Source organism: Streptomyces torulosus (genome assembly GCF_001419765.1).
GTDB lineage: Bacteria > Actinomycetota > Actinomycetes > Streptomycetales > Streptomycetaceae > Streptomyces > Streptomyces torulosus.
This window is the reverse complement of the sequence record NZ_LIRK01000181.1, coordinates 1-14,393: the sequence shown is the minus strand read 5'-3', so window position 1 is coordinate 14,393 and position 14,393 is coordinate 1. Positions and strand designations below refer to the sequence as shown.

The 14,393-nt window shown below is 71.0% G+C and carries 16 protein-coding genes; 7 read left to right on the top strand and 9 right to left on the bottom strand.

What is annotated here, in order from left to right; translation table 11 throughout:
* Window positions 1-215: 215 nt before the first annotated feature.
* Entirely contained in the window at window positions 216-881 is a 666-nt protein-coding gene (locus AOK23_RS13125; protein WP_055712895.1) for a DUF305 domain-containing protein, read from the bottom strand.
* Between the two features lie 193 nt (window positions 882-1,074).
* On the opposite strand from AOK23_RS13125, the gene AOK23_RS13120 reads away from it, so the two are divergent.
* Window positions 1,075-2,586: an LVIVD repeat-containing protein gene (locus tag AOK23_RS13120; RefSeq protein ID WP_055712894.1), complete on the top strand. Its 1,512-nt coding sequence runs from the start codon at window positions 1,075-1,077 to the stop codon at window positions 2,584-2,586.
* A gap of 18 nt (window positions 2,587-2,604) precedes the next feature.
* Here AOK23_RS13120 and AOK23_RS13115 read toward each other — a convergent pair whose 3' ends face one another.
* From AOK23_RS13115 to AOK23_RS13095, 5 genes are all read right to left on the bottom strand, one after another.
* Window positions 2,605-3,255, bottom strand: a complete 651-nt coding sequence (locus tag AOK23_RS13115) for a TetR/AcrR family transcriptional regulator (RefSeq protein WP_055712893.1) — start codon at window positions 3,253-3,255, stop codon at window positions 2,605-2,607.
* Between the two features lie 190 nt (window positions 3,256-3,445).
* The gene (locus tag AOK23_RS13110) at window positions 3,446-4,144 is read right to left on the bottom strand and encodes an HAD family hydrolase (RefSeq protein ID WP_055712892.1); all 699 of its coding nucleotides are present in this window, start codon (window positions 4,142-4,144) and stop codon (window positions 3,446-3,448) included.
* Between the two features lie 32 nt (window positions 4,145-4,176).
* On the bottom strand, window positions 4,177-4,860 hold the full coding sequence (locus AOK23_RS13105; protein WP_055712891.1) for a phosphatase PAP2 family protein: 684 nt from the start codon (window positions 4,858-4,860) through the stop codon (window positions 4,177-4,179).
* Between the two features lie 140 nt (window positions 4,861-5,000).
* Entirely contained in the window at window positions 5,001-5,936 is a 936-nt protein-coding gene (locus AOK23_RS13100; protein ID WP_055712890.1) for a M56 family metallopeptidase, read from the bottom strand.
* Between the two features lie 75 nt (window positions 5,937-6,011).
* Window positions 6,012-6,560: a DUF5134 domain-containing protein gene (locus AOK23_RS13095; protein WP_055712889.1), complete on the bottom strand. Its 549-nt coding sequence runs from the start codon at window positions 6,558-6,560 to the stop codon at window positions 6,012-6,014.
* 269 nt (window positions 6,561-6,829) lie between these two features.
* Here AOK23_RS13095 and AOK23_RS13090 point away from each other — a divergent pair, with 269 nt between their 5' ends.
* A complete protein-coding gene (locus tag AOK23_RS13090; protein WP_055712888.1) occupies window positions 6,830-7,378 on the top strand; it encodes a MarR family winged helix-turn-helix transcriptional regulator in 549 nt (182 codons plus the stop codon).
* A 36-nt stretch (window positions 7,379-7,414) separates the two neighbouring features.
* On the opposite strand, the gene AOK23_RS13085 is transcribed toward AOK23_RS13090, so the two are convergent.
* Window positions 7,415-8,179 (bottom strand): VOC family protein, encoded by a 765-nt coding sequence (locus AOK23_RS13085; protein WP_055712887.1) that lies wholly within the window; start codon window positions 8,177-8,179, stop codon window positions 7,415-7,417.
* Between the two features lie 150 nt (window positions 8,180-8,329).
* A complete protein-coding gene (locus AOK23_RS13080; protein WP_055712886.1) occupies window positions 8,330-8,722 on the bottom strand; it encodes a VOC family protein in 393 nt (130 codons plus the stop codon).
* A gap of 74 nt (window positions 8,723-8,796) precedes the next feature.
* On the opposite strand from AOK23_RS13080, the gene AOK23_RS13075 reads away from it, so the two are divergent.
* Window positions 8,797-9,348 carry a GNAT family N-acetyltransferase gene (locus AOK23_RS13075; RefSeq protein ID WP_055712885.1) on the top strand — a complete coding sequence of 184 codons (552 nt, stop codon included), beginning with the start codon at window positions 8,797-8,799 and terminating at the stop codon, window positions 9,346-9,348.
* Here the strand turns inward: AOK23_RS13075 and AOK23_RS13070 are convergent.
* A complete protein-coding gene (locus AOK23_RS13070; protein WP_055712884.1) occupies window positions 9,338-10,021 on the bottom strand; it encodes a glycerophosphodiester phosphodiesterase in 684 nt (227 codons plus the stop codon). The two genes, AOK23_RS13075 and AOK23_RS13070, sit on opposite strands and share 11 nt — an antisense overlap.
* A gap of 409 nt (window positions 10,022-10,430) precedes the next feature.
* Here AOK23_RS13070 and AOK23_RS13065 point away from each other — a divergent pair, with 409 nt between their 5' ends.
* The 4 genes from AOK23_RS13065 (at window position 10,431) to AOK23_RS13050 (ending at window position 14,376) form a co-directional block, all read left to right on the top strand.
* A complete protein-coding gene (locus AOK23_RS13065) occupies window positions 10,431-11,828 on the top strand; it encodes a DUF6421 family protein (RefSeq protein ID WP_055712883.1) in 1,398 nt (465 codons plus the stop codon).
* Between the two features lie 47 nt (window positions 11,829-11,875).
* Window positions 11,876-12,628, top strand: coding sequence for an SDR family oxidoreductase (locus tag AOK23_RS13060; protein ID WP_055712882.1), 753 nt, complete (start codon window positions 11,876-11,878; stop codon window positions 12,626-12,628).
* Entirely contained in the window at window positions 12,625-13,695 is a 1,071-nt protein-coding gene (locus AOK23_RS13055) for a threonine aldolase family protein (protein ID WP_055712881.1), read from the top strand. Before AOK23_RS13060 ends, AOK23_RS13055 begins: the two co-directional genes overlap by 4 nt.
* An 87-nt stretch (window positions 13,696-13,782) precedes the next feature.
* Window positions 13,783-14,376, top strand: a complete 594-nt coding sequence (locus AOK23_RS13050) for a transglutaminase-like domain-containing protein (RefSeq protein WP_055712880.1) — start codon at window positions 13,783-13,785, stop codon at window positions 14,374-14,376.
* Window positions 14,377-14,393: the final 17 nt, after the last annotated feature.

The following is a 14,393-nucleotide window of genomic DNA, read 5'->3' as shown; positions in this document are numbered from 1 at the left end:
TTCAACGAGCCACCTGAACGCTGAGCCACGGCCAACCGTGCACGAAGTCGTAGGGGGTGTTTCGAAAGTCCCGCACAGCACCCACGGCGCCCGGCACGCACTCTCGCCGCACCGGCCGAAAGCCCAAGTACGTCCAGTACGAGAGCTTTCGTCCGGCACGCCGAGAGCACGCACCGGACACCGCGGGCACCGCACAGGACTTTCGAAACACCCCCCTAGGCCACGAGGTCGCGCATCCTGCTGATCTCGGTCGTCTGCTGGGCGATCACGTCGTCGGCCATCTCCTCGATCAGGATGTTGTTGCCCTGGGTCTTGACGTCCGTGGCCATCGTGATCGCCCCCTCGTGGTGAGTGATCATCAGTTTCAGGAAGAGGCGATCGAACTCCGCCCCGTCGAGCGTGCCGAGTTCCTTCAGCTGCGCCTCGGTCGCCATGCCGGGCATCTCCCCGTGGTCGTGCGACGTGCCCTTCCTGTCGCCGTCGTTGACCTTCAGCCAGCCCTCCATCGCCTCGATCTCCGGCTTCTGGGCTGCCGAGATGCGCTCGGCGATCCGCTTCACCTGTGTCGACTTCGCGTGCTTCGGTGCGAGTTCGGTCATCTCCAGGGCCTGGCCGTGGTGCACGATCATCATGCGGGCGTAGGCGAAGTCCGCGGAATTCGGCGAGTCGTCCTCGGCGCGCCGCTTTTCCGCCTCCTCGGGTGACAGGGTACGGGCCGCCTCACCGGGTTTTCCGGGCGCGATCACCGCGGGTCCGCCGGACCGGGCGGAAGCGCCGTCGGGTTCGGTGTCCGACCCCGAGTCACAGGCCGCGAGCGCGAGGAGAGCGGCCGTCAACGAGGCCGTGACCAGCGACGCGCGGGATGTGCGGCGAACGAGCACAGTGACCTCCTGGGCAGAGCAACGGGCATACAGGCGACGAGGGTTGACGATCGTTTCTAACAGGCATTCAGGTGCCGGTGATCAAATTTGTTCGTTACAAATACATGGCCATCTGTTGATCTGTGCATGCTGAAGACGATACTTCGGAGGTGCCTGAACCGTTCGACTGCGAACGGCTACGAGGGAGGACACAGTGACCCTGTTGAACAACCTTCGGACGCGCCGCAGACGGCTGGGGGTGGCCGCCACGGCGGCCGGACTCCTGGCCGCGCTGTTAACGGCCGGTCCGGCGGCGGCGACTCCCGACCCGGGGGACGCGCCCACCGTGCGCGAGAAGGTCTCCAAGAGCGACGCGGCCGAGGCGCGCGAGGCGATCGCCGCCGGTGAGATACCCGGCAAGGACGAGATCGTCCACTCCGCCAACATCGAGCACCTGACCAACATCCCGAAGGAGGCGCTGCCGGGCACCAACTCCGACCTCGCCTTCCAGGGGAAGTACGCGTTCGCCGGCAACTACGACGGCTTCCGCATCTTCGACATCAGCAACCCCAGGGCCCCGAAGACGGTCGCCCAGGTCCTCTGCCCGGGCTCCCAGAACGACATCTCCGTCTCCGGGAACCTGCTCTTCCTGTCCACGGACTCCTCGCGCAGCGACAGCTCCTGCAACAGCACCACGCAGCCCGCGAGCGAGAAGTCCTCGTGGGAGGGCATGAAGATCTTCGACATCAGCGACAAGGCGAACCCGAAGTACGTCGCCGCCGTCGAGACCGCCTGCGGCTCGCACACCCACACGCTGCTGCCGAAGCGGAAGAACGTCTACGTCTACGTCTCGTCGTACTCGCCGAACGCGGCGTTCCCCGACTGCCAGCCGCCGCACGACGGCATCTCGGTCATCAAGGTGCCGCGCTGGGCCCCCGAGAAGGCGGCCGTGGTGGGCTTCCCCGTCCTCTTCCCCGGTGAGGGCCCGGACGGCGGCGGCAACCCGGGTGGGCCCACGAACCCCGGCGTCTCCAAGACCACCGGCTGCCACGACATCACGGTGCTGCCGTCGAAGGACCTCGCGGCCGGCGCGTGCATGGGTGACGGCATCCTGTTCTCCATCGAGGACCCGGAGAACCCGAAGATCATCGACCAGGTCCAGGACAATGTGAACTTCGCGTTCTGGCACTCGGCGACCTTCAACCAGAAGGCCAACAAGGTCGTCTTCACCGACGAGTTGGGCGGCGGCGGCGCGGCCACCTGCAACGCGGAGATCGGCCCGAACCGCGGCGCCGACGGCATCTACGACATCGTCGGCAGGGGCGACCACCGCAAGCTCGTCTTCAAGAGCTACTACAAGATCCCCCGCCATCAGGCGAACACCGAGAACTGCGTCGCCCACAACGGCTCGCTGATCCCGGTCAAGGGCAAGGACATCATGGTCCAGGCCTGGTACCAGGGCGGTGTGTCCGTCTGGGACTTCACCGACTCCGCCAACCCCAAGGAGATCGCCTACTTCGAGCGCGGTCCCATCTCCACGGACACGCTGGTCGGCGGCGGTGCCTGGTCGGCGTACTACTACAACGGCTACATCTACTCGAACGACATGGTCAAGGGATTCGACGTCCTGAAGATCGACGACCGGCGCACGAACCCCGCCCGCTGGGTCCACCAGCGTGAGCTGAACGTGCAGACGCAGCCGGACTACTTCGACTTCGGCTGGTAGGACGCCGGACCGACACCGTCAGGTGGCGAAGAAACGCGACAGATCCCTGTCGTACGTCCCGCCGGTCCCCTCGGGGGTCGGCGGGACACCCGACTCCCAGTCGAGTCCGTAGCGCCGAAAGAGCTCCGCGCGCAGGGTGGTGACCGGCAGCGGCGCGTTCGGCAGCACCATCGCGTACACGGCACCCATCAACAGGGCCCGCAGCAGCGGGTAGTCGGCCTCCGGGTCCGCGGAGCCGTTCCGGGTCACCGTGTCCCGCAGCAGTTCGCCCAGCCGCTGCTGTTCGGCGCACTGCACGAATCCCTCCTTGGCCTGGAGCAGCCCCGCCATGTGCTGACGCATCAGCACGGGCCGGTCCAGGGCCAGTCGCAGGATCGCGTCGACCGCCCGCGCCATCCGCTCCCGCCCGTCGTCGCTGCGCGGCTCGCCCTCCAGCGCCTCCTCCAGCGTCCGGTGCATCAACCGGTGCACCGCCGACTGGACCAACTGGCGCTTGCCGGGGAAGTAGTACGACACCAGGCCCCGTGCCGATCCCGCGCGGTCCGCGATGTCCCCGAGGGTCGTGGCCTCGTAACCCCGCTCGTCCACCAACTCGACGGCGGCCTGCAGCAGTCGCTCCCGGGAACGGCGACGCAACTCTTCATTGACCGAGGCGCTGCGCGGGGACATCCTGTAACTCCTGCGTTGACTGGCTGCCAGCCAACTATACTCAGCGCTTCCGGGCGGCGACCCTGTGTGTCCCTCCCGGCCGCTGTCCGTCCCGGGCCGCACGGGGGACGGTCCGGGACGGACGACGGGTCGCCGGCGACGGCGCCCCGGACGCCGCGACCCGCCCGACGGACCCTGACCGGACGGTGTCTCAGTCCACCAGCCCCAGCACCGGGCGCAGTCCGTCCGGCCGGCTGTCCGCGGGCAGATGGTCCACGAAGTGCACCGCGCAGCCCAGGGCCGCCGCGCCGCCGTCGGCCCGGCGGTCGTCACCGACCATCAGCGTGTCCCGTGCGTCGACGCCGAGCGCCTCGCAGGCGAGCGTGAACAACCGCGGGTCCGGCTTCTGGATGCCGTGTTCGTACGACAGCACATAGGTGTCCACGTACGGGGCGAGACCGTGCGCGCGGAACACCGGTCGCAGATCCCAGCCGATGTTGCTCACCACGCCGACGGCCACCCCCCGCTCCCGCAGACCGGCGAGCACCTCGGCGGCGTCCGGGTACGGGCGCCACGCGGGCGGCGTCATATGGCGGTCGTAGAGCGCGTCGTGGAGCGCGGGGTCGGGCAGGGACACCCGCCGGGACAGCCCCGTGAAGGCCGCCCGATGCTGCTCGGCGCTCCGGTCCCGGACCGTCCACAGCTCACCCAGCTCGCCGGTCGGCGGCTCCACGGGGGCGGGCCCGCCGGGCAGCGCGCCCGCCCGCTCCAGCGCCTCGGCGGCCCGCACCACCTCCGGCTCGGGCAGGTCGACACCGGTGTCCGCGAGCACCGCCCGCAGCCAGGACTCGCCGGACTCGATACGGAAGAGGGTCCCGGAGAAGTCGAACAGCACGCCTTTGATCGTCATGGCGGCGATCCTTCGCGGTGGCCCCGCCCCGGTCAAGTACGCCTCGGCGCACCCCACTTCTCGTACGCCATCACGGCCAGTGCCACGGTCAGCGCGCCCAGCAGCCAGCCGCCCACCACGTCCGACGCCCAGTGCACGCCCAGCCAGATCCTGGTCAGACCCACACCGAGGACCGACACCACGGACACCGCCAGCGCGACCCGCGTGACGACGCGTCCGGCGCCGTACAGATGGAGGAGCCACAGCAGCAGACCGCACACCACGGTCGCCGTCATGGCGTGGCCCGACGGGAAGGCGGCGTAGTGGGCGGAGTCCACGGGGTCGGGCCACGCGGGCCGCTCCCGGCCGACGGCGGCCTTCAGGCCCTGCTGGAGCGCCGTGCCCACCGCACAGGTGACGGCCAGCCAGATCGCGAGCCACCACTCCCGGTGCCGCCACACCAGCCAGACCGCGGCGGCCGCGCACACCAGGCGCATCGTCACCGGGTCCCACACCCAGTCCGTGAGGATGCGGAAGGCGTGGGTGATCCCGGACTCGGCGACGGCCCATCTGTGGGTGGTGTCCGCGATGCCGTCGTCCAGGGACGTCAGCGGCGCCCAGGAGAGCGCGACCAGGACGAGCAGCAGGACGGTGGGCGCCGCGAGAGCCGCGGCGACGCGGACGGTGCGGGAGTTCGGCGGCCGGTGGGGCGGCGCGTCGACGGTGGGGGTGTGCATGCAGCGATCCTCGCCGACCCGTGGGGCTCCGTGCCAACGCCGGGGCGTGAGATCACTGTCACGCGCCGCGACCGGAGCACGAGCCGTGCCTCGCGCGTTGTTCTTGGGTTTCCCTTTGTCGGTTCTTTGCCGGGTCACGGTTAACCGAGTGCCCGCAACCCCGGTACGAAAGCCACCAGAACCGGCAGCGCGGGCAGCAGGGCCGCGCACGCGGTCAGCCGCAGCCGGCGCACGGGCGTGAGCCGGTCCGGGGGAGCGAGCAGCCGGTGGACGCGCCGCGGCACATGGTCCTCGGGGGCCGAGCACGGCCCGAACACGCCCCGGTCCTCGTTGAGCCCGACGAGGGCGAGGGCGGTCGTCAGGCGTCCGTGGCGCCGGGAGGCGGTGTCGTCGGCGGCGAGTTCGACCAGGCGGTGCATCTCGTCGCGGAACGCGGCGAACACCGGCACCCGCGGGAAACCGCCCGCCAGCGCCGCCGAGCAGTGCAGCAGCCAGTCGTGCCGGGCCCGCGCGTGCCCCTGCTCGTGCGCGACGACCGCGTCCACCTGCCGGCCCTTCAGCCGACGCAACGCGGCGGTGGTGATGACCAGTCGGGGCGCCGGACCGGGCAGCCACCAGGCGTCCGGCCGCTCGCCCTCCACCACCACGAGCCGGTCCGCCCCCGGCTCCTCGCCGGGCAACAGCGGCGCCCGGCGCAGGATCTCCGCCTCCCGCCGCCGCCGGTGCCGCCGGGCCAGCGCGATCTCGCCGACCAGCATCGCCCCGGTCCACACCCCGCCGCACGCGAGCGCTACCGCGGTGACCGCCGCCCACGAACCACCGGTGCCCAGTGCGTACGCCTCGACCACCCGGTGCGGCGCCGGCGCGAACAGTGGCCCGCGCACCGCCGTCCAGGCGGCGGCCGCGCTCAGCGCCATCGACAGCGTGCAGCACAGCAGGACGGCCGCCACGACGCACTGCCACACCCACAGCGCGACCACCGGTTCACGGTCCGGCCAGTCCGCCCGGGCCAGCAGTCGCGGAGCGAGGACGGCGGTCAGGGCGCCGAGCAGCAACAACGCCGCGGGGACCATCATGGGCGAAGCCTATGAGCGGGACGGGGCGCGACGACATGGGCCGGGCGGCCCAAGTGACGCAGACCACGGTGTCGATCACACCGTGAGCAGCATGGTGAACATCCCGATGCCCATCGACAGCCGGCAGGCCCGCGCCACCTCGGGCCGGTCGCCCCAGCCGGTCCCGACCCCTGCCACGCGCCCGCTCCCGGAGACGGCCACCGGCATCAGCCGTACGCCCGCCCACAGCACATAGCCGGCGAAGTACAGCAGAAGCGTCCCGGTCAGCAACGGCGACCCGCTGCCGCCGTGCCCGCCGGGGGCGGCCGCCATCACCACCGCCATGTAGACCATGGCGACAGCGCCCACCAGATGGTGCAGATGGTGCGGGCTCGTGCGGGCCGCCCACAGCGCGCGCAGCGCGGCGGCGCCGAACACGACGGCGTAGGCCAGCCAGGCCCAGCGCGGGGGCGCCGCCGCGGCGGCGGGCACGGCCATCGCGGCCATGCCGAACCCCATGAGCGCCTCACCGCCCGCGGCCCGGCGCTGCTCCTCGACGGCGCTGCGCATCCGCAGCAGGCAGTACCCACCGGTCAGCGCGCACAGCGCGACCAGCAGCCAGCCGGGCGAAGCCGGTCCGTGCACGTGCACCTCCACGCTCGACGGCGTCGAACAGTGATGACCGTGAGGTCGACCAGTCGGTCAGGGCATGCCCCTGCCCGGTGGCGCGCAGACGAGCGCACGGGAGTATGCGGGGGAGCGCGCGGGGTGCATCGGCTGAGCAGGGGTGCGGCTGAGCAGGGGTGCGCGCGCCCCGCCGTCGGAGCGGGTGACGGCGTCCGGCGGGCCGGACGCCGTACGCTCACGGCGACGGCACGACAGCACGGATTCCACGCTTCGGAGGGCGCACCGGCATGACGGCAGGCAACGGGCGGACGGCGGCGGGGAGCGGCGCGGCTCTGGGGGACACGGTCGCCAAGGTGGTGCGTCAGTGGCAGACGGTGCACCCCGGTCTCGACACCGGACCCATGGAGATCATCGGCCGGGTGAACCGCTGCGCCGCCCTCCTCCAGCAGGCGGAGGACGCGCCGCTGCGCCGCGCGGGGCTCACCCGCCCCGAGTTCGACGTCCTCGGCACCCTGCGCCGCACCGGCCACGAGCTGACGCCCAGTGAGATCGCCCGCGAGACGTTCGCCTCCGGCGCGGCCGTCACCAAACGCCTCAAGCTGCTCAGCGAGCGCGGGCTGGTGGAGCGGCGCGGCGACGCCCGGGACCGGCGCGTCGCCCATGTCCGCCTCACGGACTCCGGCCGTGACCTCGTGGACAGCGTCCTGCCGGAGCAACTGGCCTACGAGACGAATGTGCTGTCCGGGGTCGGCACCGACGACCGCCGTGAACTGGCCGGGCTGCTGGGGGAGTTGCTGATCCAGCTGGAGGGCCGGCTGGGCCTGCCGCGCACCTGAGGCCCCGGCGCGCGCACGGCCGACGGCGGCAGGGGCTCAGCGCTCCTCGTCCGCCAGGTGGACGCCGAACATGGCGCCCTGGGGATCGCGCAGCACGGCGATGCGCGGGCCCTCCGGCACCGTGGTCGGCTCCATGAGGACGGTGCCCCCGGCGCCGACGGCGATCCGGGCGGTGTCGTCCACGTCCTCGACGGCGAAGTAGGGCAGCCAGTGCGAGGGCACCTCGTGCGGGAACTTCTCGTCCATGGTGATCATGCCGCCGAAGTCGGCGCCGGCGATGCCCCACTGCGTGTAGTGCTCGGAGGCGTGCACGGTCCAGCCGAACACGGTGGTGTAGAAGGCCTCGGCCCCCTCCGGCGCGCGGGTCAGCAGCTCCACCCAGCCGAGGGCGCCGGGCGCGTTGAACAGACCGGCACCGGGGAAGGTGCGGGCCTCCCAGAGCTGGAAGGCCGCGCCGCCCGGGTCGAACGCCACCGCGAACCGCCCGATGTCGAAGACGTCCATGGGCTCCAGGACGATCGATCCGCCGGCCGCCCGCACCGACCCGACCGCGGCGTCCGCGTCGGCCACCGCGAACGACACGTTCCAGGCCACCGGCTGCGACTCCTGGTACAGCGGCGCGAGGGCGGCGACGGCGGCGTCGCCCAGGTGTGCCACCGTGTACCCGCCGGCCTCCTGGCGCGGGTCGGTCTCCGGACGCCATCCGAACAGCTCGGTGTAGAACCGCTTGGCCGCCTCCAGATCACTGGTCCCCAGCTCGGTCCAGCAGGGCCCGCCGGTCACCGGCCTGTCGAGCTTCATGGCGCTCCTCGTGGAAGGGACGGCCCCCACCAGCACGCTATGCCCGCATCCCGGCACCCGGCCACCGGGGACACGAGCGCCCCGGTGGAGCGTCCGGCGGAGGACCGGTGCGGGCCGGGCAGCCACCGGGCCGGCGGCCGGCGGGCCGGGTCAGATGCCGGGCCGGTACCGCAGCGGATGGTCCGCGGGGATCTCCACCAGCACGATCTCCGTACCGTCCGGGTCGGCGATCCACATCTCGATCAGCCCCCACGGCTCCTTCACCGGCGGCCGCCGCACCTCCACCCCGGCCGCCACCAGCTCCTCGTGCGCCGCCGCCACGTCCGCCACCTGGAGCCACAGCTTCAGCGCGGGCGAGGGCGGGGTGTCGGAGCGCCCGGCGACCTCCAGGAAACCGCCGCCGAGGAAGTACACGACACCCCGGTGGTCACCCGTACCGAACTCGCGGTACACGGGAAGCCCCAGCTTCTCGCCGTAGAAGACACGGGAGCGCTCCGGGTCGGTGGGGCGCAGAAGGGTACGGCTGCTCAGTACATGGACCATGCCGTCGGAGCCTAGTGGGCGCGGGACTACGCTTCAGCGTGCCCGCGCCGCAGCCAGATCCGTCAGGAGCGCCCATGGACACCGCCCCCGGCCTGACCTTCCGTGATGCCACCGACGCCGACGTGGACGTGCTCGTCGCGTTGATCGAGTCGGCGTACCGGGGGGACTCCAGCCGGGTCGGCTGGACCACGGAGGCGGACATCCTCGACGGGCGGCGCACCGACCCGCAGGGCGTCCTGGACGTCATCAAGTCGCCCGGCAGCCGGCTGCTCACCGTGGAGCGGGACGGCACGGTCGTCGCCTGCTGCCAGCTCGAACACCGCGGCGACCACGTCTACTTCGGGATGTTCGCGGTGAGCCCGGCGCTCCAGGGCGCCGGCCTCGGCAAGACGATCATCGCCGAGGCCGAGCGGATCGCGGTCGAGACCTGGGCCGCCGGGGAGATGCACATGACGGTGATCTCCGTACGGGACGACCTCATCGCCTGGTACGAGCGGCGCGGCTACCGCCGTACGGGACGCATGAGCCCGTTCCCGTACGGCGACGAGCGCTTCGGCATCCCGCTGCGGGACGACCTGCGCTTCGAGCTGCTGGTGAAGGAGCTGGGGCAGCCGGTCACGCCGTGAAGCGGCCGGTGCGTTTGATGTCCGGGTAGTCCGTGGTCGCGCCGTCCAGCTGCAGCGCGCGGACCAGCCGCAGATGGTCCTGGGTGTTGACCACCCAGCCGATGATGCGCAGATTCGCCTTGCGGGCGTGCTCGACGACCTCCAGGGTGAGCCGCCGGATGTTCAGGACGAGGGTGGAGGCGCCCACCGCGACCGCCCGGTCCACCACGTCCAGGCCGTACCGGCTGGCGACCAGCGCGGTGCGCACGCCGGGGACGAGCCGGGCGATCTCGGCGACCGCCTCGTCGTGGAAGGACAGCACCTCGACCCGTCCCACGAGGTCGCGCCGGTGCATGACCTCGGCGAGGGCGCGGGCCGCCGCCGTGTCCTTGATCTCGGCCTGCAAAGGCGCCTGGACGGCGTCGAGCACCTCCTCGAAGGTGGGGATCCGCTCGCCGCGCCCCGCGTCGAGGGCGCGCAGCTCGGTGAGGGTCTTGTCGGCGATGGGGCCCGTGCCGTCGGTCGTCCGGTCCACATCCGCGTCGTGCATGACGACGAGTGCGCCGTCCTTGCTCAGATGCAGATCGAGTTCGATGACGTCGAGGCCCGCGCGATCGGCGGCGACGAAGGAACGCAGGGTGTTCTCCGGTTCGACACCCATGACTCCGCGGTGACCGATGGTGAGGAAGTTCAAGGTGGACTCGCTTCCGTCGACGGCGGCTCGGGCCGCGTGACCGGGAGGGGACGGCACGCGGCTGGGCCGCAGCGTAGTCGTCCGGCCCCGCGATGCATCCGTACGTGCACAAGCCCTTTCGAGCCATCTCAGGCCGTGTCACGTCGGAGAACAGGACCGTTTCCTCGCGTGTCCGCGCGAACCGGGTCATCCCTGAGTGGGCGAGTCCGGTGCGCGTTGACCCCGACGACCCCTCTGGCCGATGGCCTCGCACAAACTGTGACCTGGGACGCGTGTGACAGGAGATTCAGCGGTTAGGTACTGGGGGTGGCGGGAGAATTTCCGGCTTGGTCAAGTGATCGACCTTGCGGGAGACGAGCTTCCCTACATACGGTGTCCGTACGAAAGGTTCTCCCGTGGAGGATGGGTCATGACGGAAATTCTTGTGCAGGTGGGTGCGGAGGGCGCTGTTCCTCCGGTCGGTAGGGTGGTGGAGCACCCGGCCTGGCCCGTGCTCAAGGATGCCGTGGAGCGGATCCGGCCATGGCAGTCCAAGGACGGCTCGATCGACTTCGACGCCGAGGGTGCGCCCGGCGCCGCCGACGCCGAGCAGGCCGTACGCGATGTCATCGGCGCCGTGGAGGAGCTCTCCGCGCTGCTGCCGCACGACGCGGCGTACCACGAGGCGCTCGTCAAGGACCTGCGCCGGTGGGCCGAGGACGGCTTCGAGGTGCCGGACTTCCTCGACTCGCTGCTGGCCTTCCAGCCGGCCGCCGACCGCCGGGACGGCCTCCAGCACATGGTCGTCTTCCCGATGTACACGCAGAACGGCAACCCCGACCGCAATCTCGAAGCGGTCGTGCTGCGCATGGTCTGGCCCGAGTGGCTGGCCGAACTGGAGCGCACCCGCTACGACAACCCGCTGTTCTGCGGCATCAAGTTCGAGGACTTCACGGCCGGCTACGACACCAACTCCGCCGTCCTCTTCCCCGAGACGATCGCCGTCCGCGAGGCGCCGGAACGATTCTCCTGGGGTGGCATCTTCTGTGACCGCGAGGCCGCCCGCTTCCGCCGGGTGACCGACGCCGCCGTCGACATCCTCGGCCTGGAGCTCCCCGAGGACATCGCCGCGATGGTCCACGACCAGAAGCGCTGCGAGGAGGCCTTCGTCCTGTGGGACATGGTCCACGACCGCACCCACAGCCACGGCGACCTGCCCTTCGACCCCTTCATGATCAAGCAGCGCCAGCCGTTCTGGATGTACGGCCTCGAGGAGCTGCGCTGCGACCTCACCGCCTTCAAGGAGGCCGTGAAGCTGGAGTCCGACGGGGTGCCGCAGGCCCGCGACGTGCAGTACGCGGTGCTGTTCGACCGGATGTTCCGCTTCCCGGTCACCGGTGAGCGCGTGCGCAACTACGACGGCCTCGGCGGCCAGCTGCTCTTCGCCTACCTGCACAAGCACGACGTCGTCCGCTGGACCGACAACAAGCTGTTCATCGACTGGCAGCGCGCCCCGCAGGTCACCAATGAGCTGTGCGCCGAGATCGAGAAGCTCTACCGCGACGGCATCGACCGCCCGAAGCTGGTCCACTGGTTCGCCGGCTACGAGCTGGTCTCCACCTACCTCGCACCCCACCCCGGCTCCCGCTGGGCCAAGGGTCCCGACGCCCTGGATCTGACGCAGCCGCCGCGCAAGCTCGTCGACGACGTGCTTCCGGACGAGTTTCCGCTCAGCATGTTCTATGAGGCGCTCGCCAAGAAGCTCAAGAACGTGATCGCCTCCACCAAGGGCATCACCGCGGCGAACGCCGAGCGGGCCGCCGCGTGAGCGCCCGATCCGCAGAGGTCACAGTGGCTGCTCAGGAGGCGAAGACCATGGGGAACGGTAACGGAGCACTCAGCGGCGCGGTGATCGCGGTGGCGGGCGCGGGCGGGCCCGCGGGCCGGGCGGCGCTGCTGCGGCTCGCCGAGGCCGGCGCGATCGTCGTCGGCTCCGACAACGACCCGGAGCGCCTGTCCGAGGCGGTGGACGCGGCCCGCTACGCGCACGGCGGCGCCACCGTCGTCGGCGACACGGTCGATCTGTTGGACCTCAAGTCGACCCGCGACTGGGCGACGCGCGTGGAGAAGGACTTCGGCCGGGTCGACGGCCTCGTCCACCTCGTCGGCGGCTGGCGCGGCAGCGAGACCTTCACCAGGACCAGCCTCGACGACTGGGACTTCCTGGAGATGCTGCTCATCCGCACCGTGCAGCACACCTCCCTCGCCTTCCACGAGGCGCTCCAGCGCAGCGACCGCGGCCGGTACCTCCTGATCAGCGCGGCCGGCGCGAGCAAGCCCACCGCGGGCAACGCCGCCTACGCCTCCGCCAAGGCCGCCGCCGAGGCGTGGACGCTGGCCATGGCGGACTACTTCCGCAAGGCCGGGGGGTCGGAGGGACCCACGTCCGCGGCTGCCATCCTGGTGGTCAAGGCATTGGTGCACGACGCGATGCGCGCTGACCGCCCCAACGCGAAGTTCGCGGGGTTCACCGACGTCAGGGAGCTGGCCGAGGCCATCGTCGACGTCTGGGAGAAGCCCGCCGCCGAAGTGAACGGGAACCGTCTGTGGCTCACCGAGAAGCCGTGAATCCCCCCAGGACCGACGCACGACGCCATCACGACCCGGAGGTCCGCGGCTTCGCCAGCGACAACTACGCGGGGGTCCACCCCGAGGTGCTCGCCGCCCTGGCCCTGGCCAACGGCGGGCACCAGGTCGCGTACGGCGAGGACGACTACACCGAGAACCTCCAGCGGATCATCCGCAGCCACTTCGGCGCCACCGCCGAGGCGTTCCCGGTCTTCAACGGCACCGGCGCCAACGTCGTCGCGCTCCAGGCGGTCACCGACCGCTGGGGCGCGGTGATCTGCGCCGAGAGCGCCCACATCAACGTCGACGAGTGCGGTGCGCCGGAGCGGATCGGCGGACTGAAGCTGCTCACGGTGCCCACCCCGGACGGCAAGCTCACCCCCGAGCTGATCGACCGGCAGGCGTACGGCTGGGAGGACGAGCACCGGGCGATGCCACAGGTCGTCTCGATCACCCAGAGCACGGAACTGGGCACGCTCTACACGCCCGACGAGATCCGCGCGATCTGCGAGCACGCCCACGCGCACGGCATGAAGGTGCACCTGGACGGCTCCCGGATAGCCAACGCGGCCGCCTCGCTGGACGTGCCGATGCGCACCTTCACCGACGCCGTCGGCGTGGACATCCTCTCCCTGGGCGGCACCAAGAACGGTGCGATGTTCGGCGAGGCCGTCGTCGTCATCAACCAGGACGCCGTCCGGCGGATGAAGCATCTGCGGAAGCTGTCCATGCAGCTCGCCTCCAAGATGCGTTTCGTCTCCGTGCAGTTGGAGGCGCTGCTCGCCAAGGACCTGTGGCTGCGCAACGCCCGCCACTCCAACGAGATGGCGCAGCGCCTCGCCGAGGGCGTCCGCGCCGTCCACGGGGTCGAGGTGCTGTATCCGGTCCAGGCCAACGGGGTCTTCGCCCGGCTGCCGCACGAGGTGAGCGAGCGTCTGCAGAAGCGGTTCCGCTTCTACTTCTGGGACGAGGCCGCGGGCGTCGTCCGCTGGATGTGCTCCTTCGACACGACCGAGGACGACGTCGACCGGTTCGTGGCGGCGCTGAAGGAGGAGATGGCCCGCTGAGGGTCACCCTGGAACAGATTGCATAGATATACGGTTACCCGAGAATGCATTGACTCTCGGGTGATCGTATTTCTATGCTCTGCCGGCATGGAGCTGATCCAGGAAACCCCTGACCTGTCCGCCTACTTGGCCGCCGACGACGTCATCGACCACCACCACCCGGTGGTGCATGAGACCGCCGCACGGCTGGCCCGCCAGTCAATCGACTCGTATGACTATGCGCGAGTGGCCTTCGAGTTCGTCCGTGACGCCATCCCGCACTCGGCGGACGCCGGCGACCCGCGCGTCACCTGGCGCGCCTCGGACGTCCTGGAGCAGGGCACCGGCATCTGCTACGCCAAGGCGCACGCGCTGACCGCGCTGCTGCGGGCCGAGGACATCCCGACGGCCCTCTGCTACCAGCGGCTGGCGCACGACGACGGCGGCGGACACGCCGTGCACGGTCTGGTCGCCGTGCGCCTCGACGGGGGGTGGCACCGGCAGGACCCCCGCGGCAACAAACCCGGCGTGGACGCCCGCTTCTCCCTCACCGGGGAGCGACTGGCGTGGGTCCCCGACCCGGCGGCAGGGGAGTGCGACTACCCGGTCCTCCACGCCGCGCCGCACCCCGACGTCGTCGCAGCCCTCAGGGCCGCGCCCGACCGGACGCGGCTCTGGGAGACGCTCCCCGCGGCGCTCTAGGTGTGTTGTCCCGGGAC